Source organism: Pragia fontium DSM 5563 = ATCC 49100 (genome assembly GCF_900112475.1).
Taxonomy (GTDB): domain Bacteria; phylum Pseudomonadota; class Gammaproteobacteria; order Enterobacterales; family Enterobacteriaceae; genus Pragia; species Pragia fontium.
The window spans coordinates 139,041-162,537 of the sequence record NZ_FOLW01000004.1 but is presented as its reverse complement, the minus strand read 5'-3'; the positions used below and the strand labels follow the sequence as shown (position 1 = coordinate 162,537).

The window sequence follows — 23,497 nt, the reverse complement described above, 5'->3', positions numbered from 1 at the left end:
GAACTCCCTATCTTATGTATACAACCTGATATTGCAGACATTCCAAAATAATCATCTAAACCACAAAATCGACAGACTTCCCATATAAAGAGATATCATTACCGACCATGTTGTCATCCATTCCCGTTTAAAAACTAAACCGATATCCGCCATTCATCTGACGCTGGTTAAATTTATTACCGGTTGAGGTATCTAAATCCAGATACAAGGCATGTTGCTTATTCATCTGAGCACTGACCCCAACACCGTTATTCCACCAACCACCTTTAAAGCTGTGGCTTTCCAGTGAACCATTCAGTTGGTAATCGGTATCACCGGAAAACTCACGGAGATAACCAGTTTTCAGATAAATATTCAGGGAATGGTTACCCTGTGGCAGTTCATATCCGACGACCGCACTGGCCCGACCAATTATCGATTTATAACTACCTAAATCGATTTTCAAGCCGTTAGAGGCAACAATATTATTGGTACCCTGATAGCTAAAACTCAATTGCGCCTGAGGTTCAATATAAAAGCCATTACCCAGCTGATTCAGGCTAAATTTCTGTCCACTTTCCAGTGAAGCGCTAAAACCATCCGAGTTTCCATTACCATTAACCCGATTGTCTTGGCTATCCCTGACGTTAAAACTGTTTTTTATATGACTATATTTCGCCATTCCATCCAAATAAAAACCGTTATTCGCCATATAGGTGGCATATAAACCCACACTGTCGGATTTAGTGCTGCCGCCTCCAGTGCGATAATTTGGGCTGCCGTGGGTTTGGCCGATAAAGATACCGGTAAATAGCGGCAACTCGGTTGAAACACGTTTATCCGCACCGAACTGTACACCGCTATACTTCATATCAAAGTGGCTTAATCTGCCGCCAGCGAAAGAGTCAAACTTACCGGCAAAACCTCTTAACCACATATTTCCACTCTCACCGTTTTGACGCAGGTCGCCCATACGCTGTAACAGAGTTTGAGTTTCCGCATAGTTCATCAGGTAACCGATATTGAGGAAATTGGCACCCGCATCTGCAGAAGTAGTAAGAGGTGGTTTAGGGTCAGGTTTGGACGGCAACTCTGTTTCAGGATCCGGTTTCGATGGAGGTACATAAACCCCTGAAGAGTACAGCTCCCAATGCGTTCCATTCTGACGCACATCATATAAATAGCCACCCAATTCCACCTGACTACTACTGGTAAAGGTTGCTACTCCATCTTGAGTTTCCACCACGGTTAGAATTTCATTACCGGTAGTGGCCAGACTACCGCGATTTAGTACCGTTAATTTATGATCGCCAGCACTGCTGCCGGTGACGATTAACTTATCGCTATAACCATCAACGCCATCGCCAACTAAATCGGTACGTAAAATAAATGAGCCATTACCGCTCAGATCGCCGACGGTCAGTAGTGAACCAACTTTATCCTCACTAAACTCCACCGTGCTATTGTTCAGCACCAGTTTATCTACGCGAGAATCCGCTGCCATACTCCAATGGCTATCGGTCATAGCGATGTTTAAAAAACCACCGTTAATCTGGTCACTGTCGCCTTGACCGATCCACTGTGAACCTGACGCCATCTTGATATCAATCAGACCACCGCGTGACAAAATGCCACCAATAATATCCATTTTTCCACTGGCATTGATGCGACTGGCAGCATAACCGTCATTATGCTGTGTCGTTATGGCTACACCTTCAGAGGTCGCCATATGAATAGTGGTATCGCCGGTTAAATCAATCTGACTATCGGTCATTGCATAAACGCCGGTAACAGCGTCTGCACCATGAATGACCACATGGTCAGCCGTTATATAACCGCCGCGTAAGACCCATAGTCCTCTGGCGATTTCACCATCACGATCAACGTTAATATCGGTATAGGCCAGATTTATTTTAGCACCCGCGCTTTGTGCTGACGCCCCATAAGAGCCGCCAGAGAAAATCGTATTTCGCTTATCTTCTGTTCCCAAATAGTTAATGGTGGCACCGTTACCTGAGGTAACAATACCGCCAGCTTGCTTTGAAAACATATGGCTGTCGGCACCAATCGTTGCACTTCCGCTGCCCAGAGATTGAAAAGCGCTTGCCCCAGCACCTTCCGTCTTCACTGTCAGACCGTCTGCGGTTATTTTTCCGTAGTTCAATACCCCAATGCCGTTCTGCCCAAATGTATCAATGCGGGTACCACTGCCTAAATCAGCAATTGAGTAATTCTGTAACTCAAGGCCATATCCGTTATAACCTTCAGTTTTAATCGTTAAAAGCGTGGCTTTAAGGCTCGATGGACCACTGCTATTACCAAAAATATAGATTCCCCGACTATTGGTCCCGTTAGTGGAAATAATGCTATTGCTGCCTAAATCTGCGCTAGTCTTATCGCTTTGAACGTTCAGGCCATTGATACTATCGCCTTTCGTAATAATCGATAAGCTATCAGCCTTTAGCGTTGCCCCGTAGGCAAGCTCGATACCCACACCTTGAGTATTATTTAAGTTCTCAACCCTAATAGAACTGCCAGAGCCTAGATTAGTCTGGCTATCAGTACCCTTAAGAGATATCCCTGAGGCACCTAAACCGATAACATCAACAGAAAGGCGATTAGCTTTTAATACCGAATTATCGCCGCCCAGGTAAATACCAACAGCATGTCGAGCAGAATCAACAGCGGTTATACTGACATCATTCGCCAAATTGATATTGGCAGTATTACCCATTTCATTTGACACGCCGTATCGCGACACGCCCTGCAAAATACGATCCGCAGTAATCTTATCGCCATCATTCAGAGTAATGATATTGGCATCCTGACTACCGATATCTGCGGCATAGACTTGATTTTGAAAAGAGAAAGCACTGAGGCTCAACAGACCAGCCAGAGCTAATCGTTGATTTAATGTACAGTAAGTGAATTTATTGGTGGGCTTTCCCTGAAATTCCTTTTGGTATATCAATATATCCATCATAACGTTTCCATTTACGTTACCCCTCATTGTTCATTAAAAACCAAAGAGAAGTTAAATCAATATGTTAAAAGCCTGCTATTTTGTGTCTTATTGTTTTAAAAAGCGTAGGCTAAAAATTCAATGACACTACTCTAAAGATTCACCTAATATATTAAAATTAAAAAAATTAAATTAACCACAAGGAATCATAAAAGAGTGTCAATAATAATTAATTATGACAAACGCTAATGTTTATCAATACAAAAAACAAATCGTTATTATCTAACATCCCCACCAAAACAATAGACAAAAACTATCGAACAAGATAGAACAATCGGATTTGTCGATCTAAAGATTCTAATGAGTTAATCAATCTTCAATTAAACCAATGAGTAATAGAAAAAAATAAGATCAATGAACGATACAATACCGATAATTACCAAATTTTTTATATGAAAAACATGTTCTACGCTGACATCAACTTCACAATCTCCGTTTGATTAGTAGATAAATATGTCAAAGTATAAAAAATCTTATCATTTGCTAAAATTAAATTTTTGATTAATTTTCATACTAACTCATGAATAGCAAAAAGTATGGTCAGATAATCTATACAACCATCGCAAACGTTATTAAATACGGAAAAATAAAAAACAAAAAAGTGGGTCATGAACAATCATGACCCACTGGTAACAAAGAGGGAAATCCTAATCAATGACTAAAAGTTAAAACGATAACCTGCATTAATCTGACGCTGGTTAAATCTATTGCCGGTTGAGGTATCTAAATCCAGATACACAATATGCTGTTGGCTCAATTGAGCACTCACGCCAACGCCATTATTCCACCAGCCACCTTTAAAGCTGTGACTTTCGGGTGAGCCATTTAATCGGTAATCGGTATCTCCGGCAAGCTCATGCAAATAACCAGTTTTCAGGTAAACATTCAGTGAATTATTACCCTGAGCCAGTTCATAACCCACTACCGCACTGGCTCGACCAATCATCGATTCATAACTACCCAAAGCAACTTTTAGTCCATTACTGGCCTTAATTTGCACCGCATCCTGATGGCTATAGCTTAACTGTGCTTGGGGTTCAATATAGAAACCGTTATCTTGCTGGCCTAAACTCAATTTTTGGCCGGATTCCAACGAGAAACTAATACCATCAGAATTACCATCACCATTCACCCGATTATTCTGACTATCTCGCACGCTAAATTCATTCTTCAGGCGCGAATATTTCACTACTCCATCCAAATAAAAACCGTCTGGTGCCATATAACTCGCATACATACCAAAATGATGCGATTTTACCGTACCATCTCCTGAAGCGTAATTCGGCGATCCTTTAGTAAGCCCAGTAAACAGACCGATAAACACCGGTACTTGCTCAGTCACTTGTTTATCGGCACCCAGTTGCATTCCGTTATAATTCATATCGAAACGGCTTAACTTACCACCGGCAAACGAATCAAACTTACCGGCAAAGCCTCTCAACCACATATCGCCACTGTGACCATTCTGGCGTAAATCCCCCATACGCTGTAACAACGTTTGGGTTTCCGCATAATTGAGCAAGTAGCCAATATTCAGGAAATTGGCTCCGGCATCGGCTGATGTGGTGATTGGTGGTTTTGGCTTTGGCTCCGGCTTTGGTTTAGGATCTGGCGTCAGGGGTTCCGGTGGCGGTGTATAAGTCCCGGAGGAATACAATTCCCAATTGGTACCATTTTTACGTACATCGTACAAATAACCACCCAGTTCCACCAACCGTGTACTGGCAAAATTCGCCTGGCCATCCTGAGTTTCCACGACGGTTAGTACTTCATTCCCCGTCGTAGCCAAACCACCACGATTTAATACCGTCAATTTATGTTCGCCGGCGCTGCTACCGGTGATCATAAGCTTATCACCGTGACCATTTACCAGGTCGGTGTGCAGAACGAAGCTACCATTGCCGCTAAGGTCTCCAACGGTTAATACCGAACCGGCTTTATCTTCATTAAAATCTATCGTGGTATTGTGCAGTATCAACTTATCAACATTAGAATCTTCGGTTATATTCCAGCGACTATCCGTCATGGTGATATTTAGCGCCCCACCATTAATATGGTCGCTATGTGCCCGACCAGTCCATTGGGAACCCGACTGCATATCAATATTAATCAGGCCACCACGCGACAGAATACCGCCGACAATATCCATTTTTCCGTCGGCATTTATTCGACTGGCGCGATATCCGTCATCCTGTTGAGTAGCAATGGCCATATCCGCCGGATTTGCCATATGAATGGTGGTATCACCCGTCAAATCAATTTGAGCATTCATCATGGCATAAACGCCGCGAGTACCAGCAGCACCGTTAATCGTCAGATTATCACCTTTGATAACCCCCCCACCCAGTGCCCATAAACCTAGCCCCAAGGCGCCGCCCCGGTCAACGTTGATATCGGTATATGATAGATTAATCAGTGAATTAAACTGAGCCGAGGCGCCATAAGATCCGCCAGAGAAAATTGAGTTACGCTCAGACTGGGTGCCCAAAAAATTAATTTTTGCCGTACCCGCATTTCGATAATAAGCCACTAATGCCCCAGCCTGTTTAGACGATAAATGGCTATTAGCACCAATATTTGCCACTGCGGTATCACGGATCTCAACCGCAGTAGAATTAAGGCCTTCGGTCATAACCGTTAAAGCATTGGCTTTTAGCTCACCAAAAGCCCAAATCCCAATGGCATCGTCACCTGAGGTATTAATTTTACTCCCGACGCCTAAATCAACAATCGAGTTCTCTTGAATATTGAAGCCATAGGAAACATTCCCTAGCGTTTTTACCGTTAAGCCTGTGGCGCTCAGTCTGGCAGGCCCATTCACATCATTGCCATTAGCGCCAAAAATATAGACTCCAGACGCCCCATTCCCTGAAGTTAAAATAGTACTATCGCTACCTAAATTAACCGATGTCCCCTGCTGGTTAATGCTTAGACCAACACCATAGTTACCTTTAGTCGTAATGAGCAGCTCATTGGCTTGCAGCGTTGATACACCGCTAATCGTAATACCGTATCCGTACCCACTACCATCACCTTCTACGTTGATCTGACTTCCGGTGCCCAGATCGATATTCGCTTTTTTACCGGTTGCATCTAAACCGATAGCGCTGCTGCCTGTTACATCAATAGACAGACGGTTAGCCGTCAATATACTGTTGTTGCCTTTAACAATAACGCCTCTGGTTAATTTCGTGGTATCAACCGCGGTGATACTGGCATTGTTGGCTAAATTGATATTAGCAGTACGAGAATAATCGTTCAGGATGCCGTATAAAATGCCGTCCTGACGAAGATCGGCAGTAATTTTATCTTGGTCTTGTAGAGTAATCGTGTCTGCATTCTGGCTCCCCAAATCAGCAGCCATCACATGATGCTGAAAAACAAGAGTACTAAAGCTCAGCAGTCCAGCCATGGCTAGCTGTTGATTTAATGCACGTTTAGAGAATTTATGGATAGGTTTTCCCTGAAATTCCCTTTGATATATAGACATATCCATGATTATGCTTCCATTTATGCTAATGACACCCCGAATGAAACCCTACTTTTATTGCGTTAACTAAAAATAATGATCCCACCAACACGATTACTCCATTCAATTTTTTATGGTGAATTTCAGCCAGTGTTAATTTTTGGCGACAAGACAAAACCCAGCAATTAAAAAACACACTCTTTAAAAATAAAAAAATAGCGTTTTTTTTAAATTCAAAAAAGAATAAAAAATCATAAACAGACGGTAGTCTTAATTGATAAAAACAACAAATCGTTATTATCAAATCTTTCATCAAAAACAATAGATGAAAACTATCAAACGCATTTGAACGATCGGGATAATCATTATAAATACTGTTAATGAAATGATTTAATGTATAAAAAAATCCAATAAATTCAATTTAAACCATTGCTTATTATAGATATATTTTTATTCTCTCCAGGTAAATTCTGAGTAAAAAAAACCTCATCCATTCTTTCATAAAGAGTAGACATTAACTTTTTAAATCACAAAAAAAACACCTTTGCATTTAAAAATAAATAAAAAATACACATAAAAAATAAATATAAAAATAAAAATAAAAAAACCATTTTGACAATTAATTGAAAAACACCATTTTAATGGAATTAAAATCCAATAAAAAATCAATTAACATACATAATAAACCCAAACTAAGAACATTTGCGATCGATTACCCTAATGAGCCAAGATCTTTCCATGAAAAAAACAAAAATTAGGTTGAAAATATTGAGGGGAATTAAAAGAGGTAACATCATTGTGTCTCAATGTGATAACTCACCAGAAAAAACCTTTTTCCACGGTGTTGTCAGAATGCTGGCACATGGCTTAATGCTTGTCAGTTAAGAAAATGCGATCGGTAAGTTTTATTTTTTGACCTTTCTTTTGACCTTTATATTGAGCGCTGGAATTCAGCCGACAACTGAGAGAGGGAGCACGCGCATCAGGGATGATGGGCGAAGCGCTGCTTCTCCGGACTAAATGGCGTTAGCCATTTTGAACAGCACTTGTGCTGGCCCGTTAGGGTGAGACTTATGCAATAAGGCGAATAACAGAATCAGCGCCGGTGCGTTAACCCGAGCGAAGGCGGAGGGTAGCCGCCGTAGGCGGTCTGGATTCGGGGGCGAAGGCGTGGGAGTGCAGAGGGCGTTCGCCTAACGCCCTCTGCTCGGCCACATGCACCAACGTTAATTGATGCTCTGCACTGATAGTGGGCGAAACTTTCACTGTCATTAAGCTTAACTGACAAGCATTAGGCACATGGCTCGATTCACTATCGAGATCTAAAAACCATATCTTTTTTTCAAACTATCGTCTGCCGCTTATGAAAAAATGACGATTAGCCCAGTCATACTGCGGTTATCTAACATTTGCCAACAAAAATCAGGGGTATCCTTGGGAATTCACCTTACAACGACAAGAACTTTACAACTCGTCACATAAAGCAGTTTCATTTAAGATTTCCCTTAGTTCTTCATTATAATGCCTGCTACAACTGAACGATAAAGAACGCCTTGAGCCATGTTTATCATTAAGCTGTAACTCTTCACTCCAGTAATAAGGATGCTACGACAATGAAAAAGTTTACCTCCCGAGCACTGCTATGTTGCCTTCCAATGGTCATCCCCTTTGCGCCTACGGCTTCTGCTGCCGATAGCGGCTATGAGCTGAAACAAGTATTCATGTTCAGCCGACATGGACTCAGGGCACCACTAGCAAACTCAGGCAGCGTCCTGGCAACCTCAACGCCAAAAACCTGGCCAAAATGGGAAACTAAAGGCGGTTATCTCACCCCAAAAGGTGGGGTATTAGAAAATTACTTTGGTCACTACGTTAATGCATGGATGGTTAAAGAAAACCTGTTCAGTAAAGATACCTGCCCGGTACAAGGCGAGACGTTCATTTATGCCAATAGCTTACAAAGAACCGTTGCCACAGCCCAGTATTTTACTTTGGGTGCTTTCCCCGGTTGCGACGTGAAGATTCTTCATCAAGCTGAAATCGGTATCATGGATTCAACCTTTAATCCGATTATTCGTGACGGTTCCGAACAGTTTAAGCAATCGGCACTGAAAGCAATGAATAACGAAGCCGGACCAAAAGGTTTAGATGGATTAAATAAGCAGCTAAAGCCAGCTTATGATTTGTTAGATAAACTGACTGATTATAAAAACTCCAGCGTTTGTCAAAACGATAAGCGCTGCGACCTCAATAGCGAGCCCGCGGAATTTACGCTGGTAAAAAATAAAGAACCGGGTGTTACCGGCCCATTACGTATTGGCACCTCAATCTCTGATGCGTTTATCTTACAATATTACCAAGGTTTTCCACTGCAAGACGTTGCCTGGGGCGGTATTAAATCCGATGCTGAATGGAACAAGTTGGCTGAAATTAAAGATCGCTATGGTGAAGTTCTGTTTGGTTCACCAATAGTCGCCAAGAATGTAGCAGCTCCGCTGATAAAATATATGAATGTTATCTTTAACGATAATGAGGTAACCAAACCCGTTAAATTTAATATGATGGTCGGCCATGATTCAAACGTTGTTTCCCTACTTTCAGTACTAAAAATCAAAGACTATCAACTGCCCGGTCAATTTGAAAAAACCCCCATTGGCGGCAAGATTGTTTTTGAGCGTTGGAAAGATAAGTCCAACAATAAGGATCTGATAAAAATTGAGTATCTCTATCAAACCAAAGAACAAATCCGTCACGCTGAACCCTTAAGTCTTGAACATCCCCCTCAGCGCGTCGTGCTTGAAATGGAAAATTGCCCCATTGACGCCAATGGTTTTTGCTCTTTTGATGATTTCACCAAAATACTGAAATCAGCTATCTAACCTCATTATTGATAGTTATATACCTCGCCACTCCGTACTTCTTCGGAGTGGCGTTCCAATCACTACAGTAACTTTTCACCTTCAACACTGTTCGCCATTTCATCACAAAATCATCTCATCACCACTTACCTCTGGATTTATGACAACAAATGATTTATTCATTATCAAATAAGTCTTCTCCTCATTTATACTTACACCTACAACATCTCATAATGACTAAAAAGCTATGCTGAAGAACATGATTGCAGCCTTAACCATCGTATTGAGTTTATCCACGGTATCTTTAACGCATGCGCAGGAAACTGCCTCGCCAACGGAAGAGCTTTACCAATTTGACAAACATTCTGACTTCACCGTGTTCTGGCATGATTTACAGCTGGCGGTTAGCCGAAAAGATAAAGCGGCTGTGGTAAAAATGATGAATTTTCCCTTCAGCGACTATGATCACTCGCCAATGATTTTCCAGAATGAAGCTGAGTTTCTGGCGCAGTACGATGAGTTATTTGATCCTGAAATGGTTAAGCTGATTGAAAATAACCAATATCGACAAGGTGAAGCCGATCAAAGTCAGGTCGAAGATACCGTCGATCCTGATGGCTATGTTATCGAGCATGAAAATAGTGATAATGGCTATAATCTGGTGATTGAAAAAGTCGACAATGTGTACAAACTGGTACGCATCGCCTTCTACTCATAGCCTGATAATATTGTTACAACAAAATAGTTCATTCTCCTTGCATTGCAGCTTAAGCAGGTCTTAACTAGTAATATCATTCCAAAGGAGGACACTATGAGCCACGACGAGAAAAAGAAACCGTTGAAAACCCCAGAGGAAAAACGCCGCGAAAAACGGGATAAAAAACATCCTCACGAAGAAGATAAGAAAAAATAGGTTCAGCCAAATTGATAGAACCCGACCGATTCGGGTTCTTTATTTATATCCGCTCAAATCACCGTTACAACGTTAAACTAAATCATAAAAACCGTCCCTGTATAGACGCTACCTTCCCATACGGGTAATATCCCCCCTTTTCATTTAGAGGATGAACCCATGGCTCAACCACGCAGTCGTCGCTTACGTAAAAAATTGCATCTTGATGAATTTCAGGAAATCGGTTTTACCGTTAACTGGAATTTCACTCAAGACACTGATATCGATACCATAGATGCTTTCGTTAACCGCTTTATCAAAGAAGTGATTGAACCAAACGGTCTTGGCTTTGGTGGCAGCGGTTATATCGACTGGGAAGGCATTGTCTGCCTGCAAAAAATCGGTTCTTGTACCGAAGAGCATCGTAAAATCGTTGCAGACTGGTTAACCCAGAACGGTATGGAAAACGTTGAAACCAGCGAACTTTATGATATCTGGTGGGAATAATCCTCCGTCGATGATTACGACATAAATCGATAACAACGGCGACGGGTATTATCCTTAGCCGTTTTTCTATCCAATCCTCTGCTCTTCAAAAATCCGCCGACTCACCTGAATCGTTTCATGCAAATGCCATTATTATGATTTATATCAATTTTCATTGAGTTTTATTCCTTAGTTTCGGCGAGCCAGTCACAACTTTAATATTTATTTTCTCTATCATGAGTTAAGAATGCCGATGTTTTATAGGTCATTTACCGTACTGTTAAATATTGAGTTATCTGGACACCTGAGCAAGGATAGTAACGATGAGTGATATTGCCCTGACGGTCAGCATATTAGCGCTGGTTGCAGTACTTGGTTTGTGGATAGGCAGTTGGAAAATTCGTGGCGTAGGGCTAGGCATCGGCGGTGTATTATTTGGCGGCATTATTGTTGGCCACTTTACTAATGCCTACCAAATTACCTTAGACAGTAACATGCTGCATTTTGTGCAAGAATTTGGTTTGATACTTTTTGTCTATACCATTGGTATTCAAGTAGGGCCAGGTTTCTTCTCTTCTTTACGCCGTTCTGGATTGCGGCTGAACGGCTTTGCCTGTTTGCTGGTACTGCTGAGTTGTCTGGTGACGGCCGGGCTGCATAAGCTGTTTAATATTCCCCTGCCCATTATTCTGGGAATTTTCTCCGGTGCAGTGACCAACACCCCATCTCTTGGTGCGGGGCAACAGGTATTAACCGATCTGCACGCGGATAGTGCGTTGATTGATCAAATGGGTATGGCTTACGCAATGGCCTATCCATTCGGTATTTGTGGCATTTTACTGGTGATGTGGATAATACGTTTGCTGTTCAAGATCAACATTGAACAGTCCGCTAAAGAGTTTGATCGCCAATCCGGCACTTCAGCCGACAACCTGCAAACCATGAATATTCAAGTATGTAATACCAACCTTAACGGTATGCAGTTACAGGATATTCCGATCATCAATACTGAAGACATTATTTGCTCTCGCCTAAAGCGAGATAATCTCCTAATGGTGCCTTCTGCTACCACCCCCATTCAATTAGGCGACTTGCTACATTTAGTCGGTGATAAGGAACTGTTGAATAAAGCCAAGCTATTAATTGGTAATGAGGTGGACGTTAGTCTGTCAACTCGCACCAGTGACTTAAAAATGGCTCGGGTGGTGGTCACTAGTGAAAAGGTGATGGGTAAAAAGATCGGCGATTTAAATCTGCATCGTCATGATGTGGTGATTACCCGTTTAAACCGCGCAGGTATCGAACTGGTGGCCGGACGCAGTATGTCACTGAACTTTGGTGACATCCTTAATTTAGTGGGGAAACCCTCCTCCATTGATACCGTTGCAGATATTGTAGGTAATGCGCAGCAGCGCCTCCAGCAGGTACAAATGTTACCGGTATTTATCGGCATCGGTCTGGGGGTGTTATTAGGATCTATTCCACTCTTTATCCCCGGATTCCCTGCGGCTTTACGCCTTGGTTTGGCCGGTGGCCCACTGGTTATCGCTCTAATTCTGGGGCGAATCGGTACCTTAGGTAAAATGCATTGGTTTATGCCGCCCAGTGCCAACTTGGCGTTGCGTGAGTTGGGGATTGTCTTGTTTTTAGCAGTCGTTGGTTTTAAATCCGGCGCCAACTTCGTTGATACCTTGATCAACGGTGACGGTATTGCCTGGATGGGCTACGGTGCGCTTATTACGATTGTTCCACTGCTGATTGTTGGTCTGATTGCCTACTACGTCGCTAAAATGAACTATTTAATCATCTGCGGTTTGTTGGCCGGTTCAATGACCGATCCTCCGGCGTTGGCCTTCGCCAATGGAATGCATCCAACCAGCGGTGCGGCAGCCCTGTCTTATGCCACAGTCTATCCACTGGCAATGTTTTTAAGAATTATGTCGCCGCAAATTTTAGCCCTGATTTTTTGGATCTAGCGTCTGTCCTTCACAGCGTTATCGGCTATTGTCGTCATTGAATAAGAGCGCCATCCCAGCAAAAACTGGGATGGCGCTCTTAAGCTATACGTCGTTATTACGCTAGATTCCGGTTTTCACCGGAATGACGGAAGATGTAGACTTATCGATAATCTCAATGGAGGTCACAAACGTAACTGACTGACATGACTATCCAGAAGAACAACTAAAGTTTTTTCTGCCAAAATACCGCTTTTCCCATCTCTGGGTCTAACTCATAGCCATCAAAACCAAACTTGTTATAGCTACCTTGAGCCACTTTATTGCCTTCCAACACTTCCAATGTCATTTTACAGCAGTTTCTATCTCGAGCGATCTGCTCCACCTTCTCCAGCATCTTCTGGCTTAGTCCTAAGCCACGAAAATCCTTACTCACCACCACATCGTGAATATTTACTAAGGGTTTGGCAGCAAAGGTTGAAAAACCTAAAAAGCAGTTAATGAGTCCAGCAGGTTTACCATCAACACAAGCCATTACGCTAAAAGCATGGGGAAGTTTAGCCAGTTCTTTGGTTAAATTCGCTTTAACCTCTGGCGTCAGCGGTTCACCACCGCCCATCGGATCCCGGGCATAATTATCCAATAGCTCGGCCAAGTCCTGAGCTTGCTGTGGATTGGTATAATCAACAAGGCTAATATTGATATTCATATCATTTATCTTCCTAAAATGAGTGAGTTAATTTTCTATCGATTAGCCTATACGCTTAACTTATTGAGCATACTAATCTCTGATTCCGTATTCAGCGATGTGGAGTTATCTATTTCTTATCACTGACATTGTTCAACTTGTTGATGGGCTCTTCAGCCGCCGATACCACATCAGATTTAACAGTTGTTTCAGATGCCGTCAATGTCTTCATTTGCATTACCATTCGTAAAGCAGAATGGCTAGGATAAAGCACTCTGGCAGAGGGGACGCTGGTTGCAGCCGGATCCAAATGGGCATCCTGATCGTCAAAAAAGATATGGGGATTAAATGCTTTCAAAAACCGAGCTTTTTCTAATCCGCCCAGAAAAAACACTTCATCAACATAAACGCCCCAGTGGCGTAATGTATTGATCACTCTCATTTCCGCTGGACTATTACGAGCCGTAATCAATGCCAACCTGATGGGAGAATATTCAATTCGTCCCGGCAGGCGTTCCTTAATCTTTGATAACTTGATCAATAAATTAGCGTGAGGACCAGGATTCAGAGGGACATCCTGTTGCGCATTTTCAGATTGATGGAACTGTTGTAACCCCTGTGTTTGATTAATCAGTTCGCTGGCGTCATCAAATATCACCGCGTCACCGTCAAACGCAAACCGCACCTGAGTATCTGTATAGGGTTCGACTGATTTCGGCGGCGGATACATCACTGCCGCCGCACACTGATTGGTATCAATTACCCGTTGAGCATCGTCTTCATTGGTGGTTAAAAATAGATCGACATAAAAGGCATCTAAATAGTGAGTGACCGATTCACCGGCGGTAAACGCCGAGCGTGAAATATTCAGTCCACGCTGTCTGATCTCTTTCAACACCCGATAACCGGTCTCAGGGCTATTACGGGAAACCACCACCACTTCAACCAGCGGTTTATCATCGCCCGGCTTTCGGCTGTTATTTAGCGCCAGCATTGCTTTAACCAAAGGCATACCCGTTCCATCCGCCAGCGGGACATTTTCGTTTTCCAGCATATAACGCCGGTACTCTTCCATGGCGGAATCAGGATCTAACTGACGCTTTTGATTAAATACGTTATCGGCAATGGACAAGTCAAATAACGCCGTTGCAGATATTCCAATAACCAAGGTTTCTGATAAATCAATAGCCATTAAAAGTACCTTTATCGTTAACTGCGGAACACGCTAAACTATTCATGATCTTTCCTTTCTGTATCCCGATTATGGTTAACATCCGCTATCTTCTAGCACTATAGCTAACTCAAGCTTAAGCCATAAAGCTAAATAACGAATAATAAGCAACCTTGATAAAATTAAGGGTAATCGTCACGTTTCGGCGTATAATAATAAAAGGTTACCCAATAGCGACTGAAAAAAGACAAATAGATATCATTCAGGGATTATTATGTCGGTATTACTGGCACTTACGATTAAATTATTCATCGGTGCATTACTCGGATTAATCATCAGTACGACAGGCGTAGGCGGTGGTGTATTAGTTCTACCAGTATTAACCTATCTGTTTGGTATGGATGCCCTTTCCGCCGTTGCGACCGCCAATTTGTTATCCATGCTAATGAAAATTTCCTCAACCGGAATGCACTTTCGTATGGGAAATATTTCATTTAAGCGCTCAATGGCCATTCTGGCCGTGATGCTACCCAGTACACTCATTGCCAGCTACGGTATCACCTTTTTAGCATCAGTAGAGGCTTGGCACAGCTATGTACAATTGGCTATTAATATCCTGATTGTGCTGGCAATAGCTATGTCGCTGTTTATTTTTTACAAACGACTACATCAGCCAGAACACTTGGCTAATCAATCAATACCGGAGCAAGCAACCAGCATTAGTCGCTTTATTATTCCGGGAACCTGCGCAGGAATAATCATCGGTGCTACGGGTGTTGGCGGTGGCGTAGTGATGCTACCGCTGCTGATTAGGTATGCTGGCATGAATATCAAGCAGGCGATAGGAACATCGGTCTTTGTCACTATGTTGCTTTCCGGCGCCTCCGCCCTGGCTTATGGTCAAAGTGGTTATACTGATGTGCATCTGGCCTTAGTGCTGAGTATTGGCTCCATCTTTAGCATTCCCTTGGCCAAGTACCTATTAAATAAGTGGTCTGATACCACTTTCCAATATATTACCTTAGGATTTATTCTCTGTAGCGCAGTGACCATGTTATATCGGCTGTTTGTTCCTGTTTGATAAATTGCCGCTGATACTGCCAAAAACAAAACGTACAGCAAACTGGCTGTACGTTGAGGAAAGTAGTTGGGCAGTCATATCGCTAACCTATCTGTATATAAAATAATGAGTCTTGTGGGCATATCTTCATGGCTACATTCACAAACTGACCAATGACACCCATATTGGTAGATAAGTGCGCCGTCACTTTGTGAGTGCTAAAGCGACCAGCCCCAGCTAAGGCCATCGGTAATAACAGTTGATCGGCTAAATGCTCCCCGACAACGGCCATTGAATCCAGATACGCTTGCATTTCAGCACAGGCTTCAATAGCGACTTTCTCCGCTGACTTTCCTCGGGTTCCTATCGTGCAAACAACCTCTGACAAATGCTCAAAATTCATCTGCAGTAATAAGGCATTCCCCGAGCCAGCTACCGGCGATACTTCCTGATGATAAAGCAGGTTTTCATGCCAACCGAGCCGTTGGTTAACAACTTTAAGCTCTCTGACTGCAACAGCATCAGGGATATTCGCCGTTAACGCGTAAGCTGACATCGCTGTCACCTGCCCACGAGCCATCAAATTTAATGTCTGCCATTGATTCACTGGTTCAACCTGCACCTCAACTTCACCACCTCCGGCAGGATAAAACCCATAACGAATCAGTCGTAATGTGGCAATGGCACCCATTTTCGCCATGAGCGGTAGCCAAACCTGCTGTAAAAAAGTGACTGACGGTGCCATCGGATTATGGGTACCACCACGCAATTTGATAGTGCTTTTCCCATCTGCTAGCCATAACGCCGGTAATAATGTTTGTAATACTAGGGTACAGCTTCCCGCGCCACCTAAATCAAATAGATAATCCCCCGGTCTGACTTTTCCCGGTATAAAACTCAATTCAGTCGAGCCAAGCTGCGCACCGACAACCTGAGCGTTACAAATTTCCTGAGCGGCCAACACAGCGGTCAAATGCTGACGCATCAATCCAGGTTTCGCTCTTCCTGCCCGTATCGCGTTAAAACGTACGGGTTTACCCGTAATCATCGACAAAGATAGGGAGGTACGCAAAATCTGACCGCCACCTTCCCCTTGTGAACCATCTATATCAATCCATTGCATCATCCCTTTCCTTTTTAATATTTCTTTTAATATTTCTTTTATTTCCAGCGATGAAAAATGCGCCCTTCACCGGGCGCATCCACTATCCTTTAACGCAAACAACCTGTTTTAAGGTATGTACGATTTCAACCAATTCTGATTGGGCAGCCATAACGGCATCAATATCTTTATAAGCCATCGGTATCTCATCAATCACATCGCTATCTTTACGACATTCAACCCCTTCGGTGGCCTTAATTTGATCCTCAATAGAGAAACGACGTTTGGCTTCGGTACGGCTCATAGTACGCCCAGCTCCGTGGCTACATGAACAGAAGGCTTCCTGATTACCTTTACCACGAACAATAAAGGATCTGGCTCCCATAGAGCCGGGAATAATTCCCAGTTCACCGGCTTGAGCGCTCACCGCCCCTTTACGGGTTACCAGAACTTCCTGCCCAAAGTGCTGTTCTTTCTGCACATAGTTATGGTGGCAGTTCACCGCCTCCATCTCTAGGGTAAACGACTTACTAATCACGCTACGAGCCGCAGCAATCACATTATTCATCATGGTTTCACGATTTAAACGGGCATAGCGCTGCGCCCAATCAACGGCAAATACATAATCGTTATAATGTTCACTACCTTCCACCAAATAAGCCAAATCTTGATGGGGCAAATTGATAAAATGACGCTGCATATCTTTCTTTGCCAACTCAATAAACAAGTTACCAATCGCATTTCCAATGCCTCGTGAACCGGAGTGCAACATAAACCACACGGCTTGATTCTCATCCAGACAAACCTCGATAAAATGGTTACCGGTTCCCAACGTCCCCAGATGTACACGGTTATTGGTATTTTTCAGCTTTGGATATTTATCAATAATTTGTTTGAAGTCTGGATCCAACTGTAGCCAGGCACGATTCACCACTTCGGGTACATCTCCCCAGGCTCCCTTATCACGCTTAGCCCGATTCACTACGCGTCCATGAGGGACGGCGCGTTCAATAGCATCACGTAAAGCAGACAGACTATCCGGTAAATCACAGGCGTGTAGCGACGTTTTCGCAGCAATCATTCCACAACCAATATCCACACCAACCGCAGCTGGGATAATCGCCCCAACGGTTGGAATGACTGAACCGATAGTCGATCCTTTCCCTAAATGCACATCCGGCATCACCGCAATATGCTTAAAGATAAACGGCATTTTGGCCGTATTTTCTAGTTGACGCTTGGCTTCATCTTCTACCGGTACACCTTGAGTCCACATTTTCACGGGACGACCCTGTTCTACGTTCATTACCTGAATTGAAGGTTTCATTATTGTTCCTTGTTATCTCTTTTGTTCGTTATGCTGGCTTTTCCATCCACCATATATATTAAGGTCGGGCGACAAGTGAGCGATGAAACAGTCACAATGCTCTATCCAGTTGAGCTACGGAACCTGGTTAGATTCCGGCGGGAGTTGAACCCGCAACCGTTGCGTTGGATGTAGTTCCATCTGCATTCGCCCTTTTTTCTGCTGCGGTAACAAGTCGTTGACGAAACACTCGCTCTACCTATTGAGCTATTGTTGATTTCTCAACAACCCGGCTTCGAACCGGGAACACTGTAGTTTCGCCTGCATTTACCGCTAATTTTAAAAGCAAACCGGTAACAACAAATCATGTCGAGATTGTCTCCTGACGGAGTCCGGATTCGAACCGGCTTAACCATGTAATCCCAACGGGCATTTGTTACCCGTTTGCCGTATCTGATACTTAACTTATCCCAAAAATCGGGGGGACAAGAGTGATGAAACAGTTGGATGCAAGCATCCGGTGCTCTACCCCTGAGCTACGGCCCCATGGTGGCGGAACCGGCGGGACTCGAACCCGCGACCTCCTCATTAGTAGTGATGTAGTTCCATCGGCATTCCCCCCTTTATCTGGGTGTGGCATAACATAATGATGATCGGGAAGATAAATTCCGCGTACTGCTAATATCATTCATTATGCCACATGACTTAACGCCTTATTGTGACAACGTCACCTTATTTATCTCACCTATCCAGTGCTCACTTTGCATCTGTCCGTGGGCAAATGCTGTGATCATCTTGAATACCACATCAGAGAAACCGCCGATATTAAGAATATCGTCCCTTTCCTGTGCCTGAGATGTGGCATAAGGCTGCATATCTAAACAAACCAGCTTTGCCTGCGGGTTACGCCGTTTAAACCGCTCCCACTGGCGCATGGTTTCCGTTGCTTTATCGCCATAACGATTGACGTTCATCCATGACTCGTTATCTGATACCAAAAGAACCAGATCCGCCTGAATATTTTTATCGTTTAACCACTTCAACGGTGCACTACAGTCAGTTCCACCACCGCAGGCCGCTGCCAACTTCGCAGCATTAGTTAATACGGTATCCCGTGGATTTAATCCAACTCTGTCAGCACCAACCACGCTGAACTCAAACGGCAATACTAAGGTATCGCGCTGCTTGCGCAGATACGTTGCGGCAATCAATCCAGCCACATCAACACAGCGCGTCACGCTGGTTGCGCCCTGCCGATAACCGGTTATCGAAGAGTGCATAGAGCCAGATACATCCGGACATACCACCACTTTTCCGTTAATCGCTGGCACATTTTCCAGCGCAATTTCCAACGCATCCTGTAAAGCTTCGCGGATCACCAGAGGAATGCTCTGATTTGCCGCTTGATAGGCGGTCATTAACTGATACGGAAACACTTTTGCTCGGGCAATATTGTTTCTATCGCGTAATTTAGCCGCAATCTCTTTCGCTATGCCCGGCAACTCAAATACACCATGGCGAGCAAAGGTATTTAAATTCATCCGTACCATCTGCCAGCTACCTTGTCGTGCAATCTGCGCCCAATCTTCAGTGGTTAGCGCAAGTGAGGTCAGCATTTGAAACGGTACCGCCGGTAATTCGCCGTTTTCACTTTGACCTGTACGTTTATATTGTTCGAATGCTCGCGTCGCTGGCGGTAACTGCGCTTCGTTATAAGGCTTCCCAATTAACCAGGCAAAAAAAGCCTCTCTCCAACTCTCTTCTGGCTTCGGGTGAACCATTTTAACCACGTCTGCCAACGATGGTGCATTTCCTACCGCCGCAGATAACAAAGCCTGTTCACTCGCCGTATTCAACCAGTTCTGCACCAGTTTTTTAGGCCGTGTTCCTAAAGATTTCCGGCCTACAGCGCCACTACGCAAAATTTGTACAAAGTTACGCAGCATTTTGCCGTTATCCACCACTCGCGGAAATGCCGCGGATAAATACTCGGTTCCGTTTAGCGAAAGCGAGGCTAATAATAAAGCGGGCATATCTTTCATATAACCATATTCACGGCAATACACCGCAATTTTTGCCAGCATCAGCGGTTCAACCTGAGCACATAATCCCAGAACTTTCTCTAACTGAGTTTCTGCTGAAGCATAATAGGTGCCGTTCAGGCAGCCGGTTGCGGCATACTGAGCCAACGCGTGCGTTGCACTAAACTGATAAGCTGTTCCACCCGCTTCGTTAATGGCATCTGCCTTTGGCAATAAACGACCCATTAGCGATTTGAATAATTGATTGTTGGCCATTCTCATTCTCCTTTGAGACAAATTTTAAATTGGTGGATATTGCGAATTATTCAACCTGCAATTTATCCGGCTCCACCAACCATTAACTTGTTCGGTGGTGACGCATTCTGTTATCGGTGCGTCCTTTAATCTTCTCTTTCTGGATATGCTTATAGCGATAACCGTGCCAACTTTTGAAAAATCACAAAAAATAAAATTAACAAATTGATATATAAGGAATAAATATTTATTCACGCTCGCGAACTTAGCCACCACCAAAATCAATTACTCATTTATTTTATAAATTTATATAAATAATTATCCTTTTATCTAGCCGGTAGATATCAAAATTTAAACAATGAAAAAAATAAGCGATGCTTGCAGATAATAAACACGATCTTTTCAACAACCTTACAAAACCGCACGTGGCACAAACGACAGAATCAGCATATAATGCTTATGAATGATTTATCTTAAGAAGGAAAGTGGTGAAATGAACAAAAAACTCGCTTTTATTGCGACTCTGTTATGCGTTTCTAGCACAAGTGTATTGGCATCTGCTACTGAGAAAACGCCAGCGTTGAAAGAAGTCGCCCCCTACCCGGCAGTAGAGAAAGGCCAGGTTCGCCATGCTATCTTCCTGCCTACCGTGGAAAATGAAGATAATCTGAAAGTTGAAATCTCCATGGGTAAAACCATGCAGGTAGACTGTAATCGCCATATGTTAGGCGGTAAGTTTGAATCCAAAGACCTCAAGGGCTGGGGATATAACTATTTCGTCCTGAGTGATGTAACAGGCCCAGCGGCAACCATGATGGCTTGCCCTGACCAGACAAAACACGATGCGTTTGTCGTGATTCCAAGCGCTACTCAGCTTGAACGTTATAACAGTAAATTACCTATCGTTATTTACACCCCAAAAGACATTCAAGTTCGTTACCGTATCTGGACCTCAACCGATGATTTTAAATCTGCTGAAGTAAAGTAATGTCTAACCGTTAAACATTAAAGCCTTCAGTTATCTTTCCGATTCTGAAGGCTTTTTATTAAACCTACCGCATACTTCGAAGTGATACCCGACAACTTTCCCCCTATTCCCACGATTCAATGTTGATACTTTTCATTATTTCAAGGTTCAATGTTAGTCATCAGTTTAAATAACAAAAATAGCCAATAATATTTAGCTGCCTGATGAATCAATCTTATTACTTTAATTACCATGAAATTATTTTATATATTATAACGTTAATTAAAATCGGCCCACCACCGCGGAACACGCCACCCTGACTGGCTTAACTGTCTTTTTAACAAAAGGTTCACCGCCGGTACACAGGTGTTCATTGATGCTTTAATATACATTAATGATGCTACAGATGAGTTACTCATAAATAGCGGGATAAATTGATATATTCCCATGAAATATATTTTTAAAAAGAGTATGGTTATCCAATAGAATTGCGACGGGCGGCTTAGGCGGCCCGCCATTTTTTTCACGTTTTGATGGCTAGGTTTATTCAAAGATGAAAAAGCATGGAATTAACGGTATTAGACCGTTCAGCGCATTAATTGATGCTTGTTGGCATGAAGCCTACACACTACAACGTTTTCTCAAAGATGTTATTGCCGGTATTACCGTGGGTATTATTGCGATCCCACTGGCGATGGCTTTGGCTATTGCCAGTGGCGTTCCCCCCCAATACGGTCTTTATACTTCGGCCATTGCCGGTATTGTGATTGCCGTTACCGGTGGTTCACGCTATAGCGTTTCCGGTCCAACTGCCGCCTTTGTGGTTATCCTCTACCCTGTTTCTCAACAGTTTGGCCTGTCTGGCTTACTTATTGCCACCCTGATGTCAGGTTTCTTCCTGATTGCTATGGGGCTAGCCCGCTTTGGTCGCCTGATTGAATATATCCCTATTTCGGTAACGTTGGGATTTACCTCCGGTATTGGTATTACCATCGCCACTATGCAGGTTAAGGATTTCTTTGGCCTGACGCTGGATGTCCCTGAACACTATATTGATAAAGTGATTGCTCTGGCTTCTGCTATGCCGACAATCAACTGGGCTGATACGCTTATCGCCAGCATTACTCTGGCAGTACTTATTCTATGGCCACGTTTGGGATTACGCATTCCTGGTCACCTTCCAGCGCTATTGGCAGGTACCGCTGTTATGGCGATTCTTTCTTGGTTCGGTTTCTCTGTCGCAACGATTGGCTCAAAATTTCACTATTTAATGCCGGACGGCAGTAGCGGTAATGGTATTCCGCCGATTTTGCCGCAATTTGTCCTCCCTTGGGATCTCCCCGCCAGCAATGGCAAGGCTTTTGACTTAAGCTGGAATACCCTTTCAGCCCTGCTTCCTGCTGCTTTTTCCATGGCTATGCTGGGTGCCATCGAATCATTATTGTGTGCCGTTGTGCTGGACGGCATGACCGGCAAGAAGCACCATTCCAATGGTGAGCTTATCGGTCAGGGATTAGGCAATATTACCGCGCCTTTCTTTGGTGGTATTACCGCCACGGCAGCCATTGCCCGCTCCGCCGCTAACGTTCGCGCTGGCGCAACGTCCCCAATTTCCGCCATCATTCACGCTATTCTGGTGATCATGGCCTTGTTAATATTGGCGCCGGCACTCTCCTATTTACCGCTAGCGGCCATGTCATCATTGCTACTACTAGTCGCATGGAATATGAGTGAGGCTCATAAAGTTCTGGATATCCTCAGGCGAGCGCCAAAAGACGATATTATCGTGATGCTGTTATGCATGTCCCTCACGGTACTATTTGATATGGTTATCGCCATTACCGTAGGTATTGTGCTGGCTTCTCTGCTGTTTATGCGCCGTATCGCTCGGATGACGCGTTTAAGCGAAATTATCGGCGAATCCAATGATAACCGTCTGGTGATGCGAGTTAGCGGCCCACTATTTTTTGCTGCTGCTGAACGGATCTTTAACGAGCTTACCAACCTAATTGAAAATCAACGGGTTATTATCCTACAGTGGGATGCGGTACCGGTACTGGATGCAGGAGGGTTGAGTGCCTTCCAGCGCTTTATTGATGCCCTACCGCCAGAAACAGAGTTGATTAACTGCGATATCCAATATCAACCGCTGAAGACCTTAGCCAGAGCTGGTATTAAGCCGATTACGGGTAAGTTGGCCTTCTATGCCTCAATCACGGAAGCCCTTGCTGCCAGTGAGCAAAAACTATCGTAAATACTAAAAAGC

14 protein-coding genes are annotated in these 23,497 nt (G+C 43.5%); 7 read left to right on the top strand and 7 right to left on the bottom strand.

Annotated elements, in window-relative coordinates; translation table 11 throughout:
* Positions 1-127: 127 nt before the first annotated feature.
* Together BMZ28_RS08265 and BMZ28_RS08260 are read right to left on the bottom strand one after the other, a co-directional pair.
* Complete coding sequence (locus tag BMZ28_RS08265; protein WP_248296091.1) at positions 128-2,962, bottom strand: autotransporter outer membrane beta-barrel domain-containing protein; 2,835 nt, start codon at positions 2,960-2,962, stop codon at positions 128-130.
* 697 nt (positions 2,963-3,659) lie between these two features.
* Positions 3,660-6,497, bottom strand: coding sequence for an autotransporter outer membrane beta-barrel domain-containing protein (locus BMZ28_RS08260; RefSeq protein ID WP_074822278.1), 2,838 nt, complete (start codon positions 6,495-6,497; stop codon positions 3,660-3,662).
* A 1,586-nt stretch (positions 6,498-8,083) separates the two neighbouring features.
* Here BMZ28_RS08260 and agp point away from each other — a divergent pair.
* The 4 genes from agp to BMZ28_RS08240 all read left to right on the top strand — a co-directional run bounded on the left by agp (position 8,084) and on the right by BMZ28_RS08240 (position 12,682).
* Entirely contained in the window at positions 8,084-9,349 is a 1,266-nt protein-coding gene (agp, locus tag BMZ28_RS08255) for a bifunctional glucose-1-phosphatase/inositol phosphatase (RefSeq protein ID WP_074822275.1), read from the top strand.
* 226 nt (positions 9,350-9,575) lie between these two features.
* A complete protein-coding gene (locus tag BMZ28_RS08250) occupies positions 9,576-10,046 on the top strand; it encodes a hypothetical protein (RefSeq protein WP_074822271.1) in 471 nt (156 codons plus the stop codon).
* Between the two features lie 354 nt (positions 10,047-10,400).
* Entirely contained in the window at positions 10,401-10,727 is a 327-nt protein-coding gene (locus BMZ28_RS08245; RefSeq protein WP_047781157.1) for a YggL family protein, read from the top strand.
* A 302-nt stretch (positions 10,728-11,029) separates the two neighbouring features.
* On the top strand, positions 11,030-12,682 hold the full coding sequence (locus BMZ28_RS08240) for a putative transporter (RefSeq protein WP_047781158.1): 1,653 nt from the start codon (positions 11,030-11,032) through the stop codon (positions 12,680-12,682).
* Between the two features lie 205 nt (positions 12,683-12,887).
* On the opposite strand, the gene BMZ28_RS08235 is transcribed toward BMZ28_RS08240, so the two are convergent.
* Together BMZ28_RS08235 and BMZ28_RS08230 are read right to left on the bottom strand one after the other, a co-directional pair.
* A complete protein-coding gene (locus BMZ28_RS08235) occupies positions 12,888-13,370 on the bottom strand; it encodes a GNAT family N-acetyltransferase (RefSeq protein WP_047781159.1) in 483 nt (160 codons plus the stop codon).
* 109 nt (positions 13,371-13,479) lie between these two features.
* Positions 13,480-14,541: a 5'-nucleotidase gene (locus BMZ28_RS08230; RefSeq protein ID WP_074822267.1), complete on the bottom strand. Its 1,062-nt coding sequence runs from the start codon at positions 14,539-14,541 to the stop codon at positions 13,480-13,482.
* Between the two features lie 253 nt (positions 14,542-14,794).
* Here BMZ28_RS08230 and BMZ28_RS08225 point away from each other — a divergent pair, with 253 nt between their 5' ends.
* A complete protein-coding gene (locus BMZ28_RS08225) occupies positions 14,795-15,601 on the top strand; it encodes a sulfite exporter TauE/SafE family protein (RefSeq protein ID WP_074822263.1) in 807 nt (268 codons plus the stop codon).
* A gap of 82 nt (positions 15,602-15,683) precedes the next feature.
* Here BMZ28_RS08225 and rtcA read toward each other — a convergent pair whose 3' ends face one another.
* From rtcA to BMZ28_RS08205, 3 genes are all read right to left on the bottom strand, one after another.
* Entirely contained in the window at positions 15,684-16,706 is a 1,023-nt protein-coding gene (rtcA, locus tag BMZ28_RS08220) for an RNA 3'-terminal phosphate cyclase (RefSeq protein ID WP_074822259.1), read from the bottom strand.
* A 79-nt stretch (positions 16,707-16,785) separates the two neighbouring features.
* Positions 16,786-18,009 carry an RtcB family protein gene (locus BMZ28_RS08215; RefSeq protein WP_074822256.1) on the bottom strand — a complete coding sequence of 408 codons (1,224 nt, stop codon included), beginning with the start codon at positions 18,007-18,009 and terminating at the stop codon, positions 16,786-16,788.
* A 692-nt stretch (positions 18,010-18,701) separates the two neighbouring features.
* Entirely contained in the window at positions 18,702-20,285 is a 1,584-nt protein-coding gene (locus tag BMZ28_RS08205) for a vWA domain-containing protein (protein ID WP_074822254.1), read from the bottom strand.
* Positions 20,286-20,757: 472 nt separating this feature from the next.
* On the opposite strand from BMZ28_RS08205, the gene eco reads away from it, so the two are divergent.
* Together eco and dauA are read left to right on the top strand one after the other, a co-directional pair.
* Positions 20,758-21,252 carry a serine protease inhibitor ecotin gene (gene eco / locus BMZ28_RS08200; protein WP_074822251.1) on the top strand — a complete coding sequence of 165 codons (495 nt, stop codon included), beginning with the start codon at positions 20,758-20,760 and terminating at the stop codon, positions 21,250-21,252.
* A gap of 532 nt (positions 21,253-21,784) precedes the next feature.
* On the top strand, positions 21,785-23,485 hold the full coding sequence (gene dauA / locus BMZ28_RS08195) for a C4-dicarboxylic acid transporter DauA (protein WP_047781166.1): 1,701 nt from the start codon (positions 21,785-21,787) through the stop codon (positions 23,483-23,485).
* Positions 23,486-23,497: the final 12 nt, after the last annotated feature.

Excerpts from the sequence above, each read along its gene's own strand:
- BMZ28_RS08265 (WP_248296091.1), bottom strand. The coding sequence starts at position 2,962 with ATGATGGATATATTGATATACCAAAAGGAATTTCAGGGAAAGCCCACC.
- BMZ28_RS08260 (WP_074822278.1), bottom strand. The coding sequence starts at position 6,497 with ATGGATATGTCTATATATCAAAGGGAATTTCAGGGAAAACCTATCCAT.
- agp (WP_074822275.1), top strand. The coding sequence starts at position 8,084 with ATGAAAAAGTTTACCTCCCGAGCACTGCTATGTTGCCTTCCAATGGTC.
- BMZ28_RS08250 (WP_074822271.1), top strand. The coding sequence starts at position 9,576 with ATGCTGAAGAACATGATTGCAGCCTTAACCATCGTATTGAGTTTATCC.
- BMZ28_RS08245 (WP_047781157.1), top strand. The coding sequence starts at position 10,401 with ATGGCTCAACCACGCAGTCGTCGCTTACGTAAAAAATTGCATCTTGAT.
- BMZ28_RS08240 (WP_047781158.1), top strand. The coding sequence starts at position 11,030 with ATGAGTGATATTGCCCTGACGGTCAGCATATTAGCGCTGGTTGCAGTA.
- BMZ28_RS08235 (WP_047781159.1), bottom strand. The coding sequence starts at position 13,370 with ATGAATATCAATATTAGCCTTGTTGATTATACCAATCCACAGCAAGCT.
- BMZ28_RS08230 (WP_074822267.1), bottom strand. The coding sequence starts at position 14,541 with ATGGCTATTGATTTATCAGAAACCTTGGTTATTGGAATATCTGCAACG.
- BMZ28_RS08225 (WP_074822263.1), top strand. The coding sequence starts at position 14,795 with ATGTCGGTATTACTGGCACTTACGATTAAATTATTCATCGGTGCATTA.
- rtcA (WP_074822259.1), bottom strand. The coding sequence starts at position 16,706 with ATGATGCAATGGATTGATATAGATGGTTCACAAGGGGAAGGTGGCGGT.
- BMZ28_RS08215 (WP_074822256.1), bottom strand. The coding sequence starts at position 18,009 with ATGAAACCTTCAATTCAGGTAATGAACGTAGAACAGGGTCGTCCCGTG.
- BMZ28_RS08205 (WP_074822254.1), bottom strand. The coding sequence starts at position 20,285 with ATGGCCAACAATCAATTATTCAAATCGCTAATGGGTCGTTTATTGCCA.
- eco (WP_074822251.1), top strand. The coding sequence starts at position 20,758 with ATGAACAAAAAACTCGCTTTTATTGCGACTCTGTTATGCGTTTCTAGC.
- dauA (WP_047781166.1), top strand. The coding sequence starts at position 21,785 with ATGAAAAAGCATGGAATTAACGGTATTAGACCGTTCAGCGCATTAATT.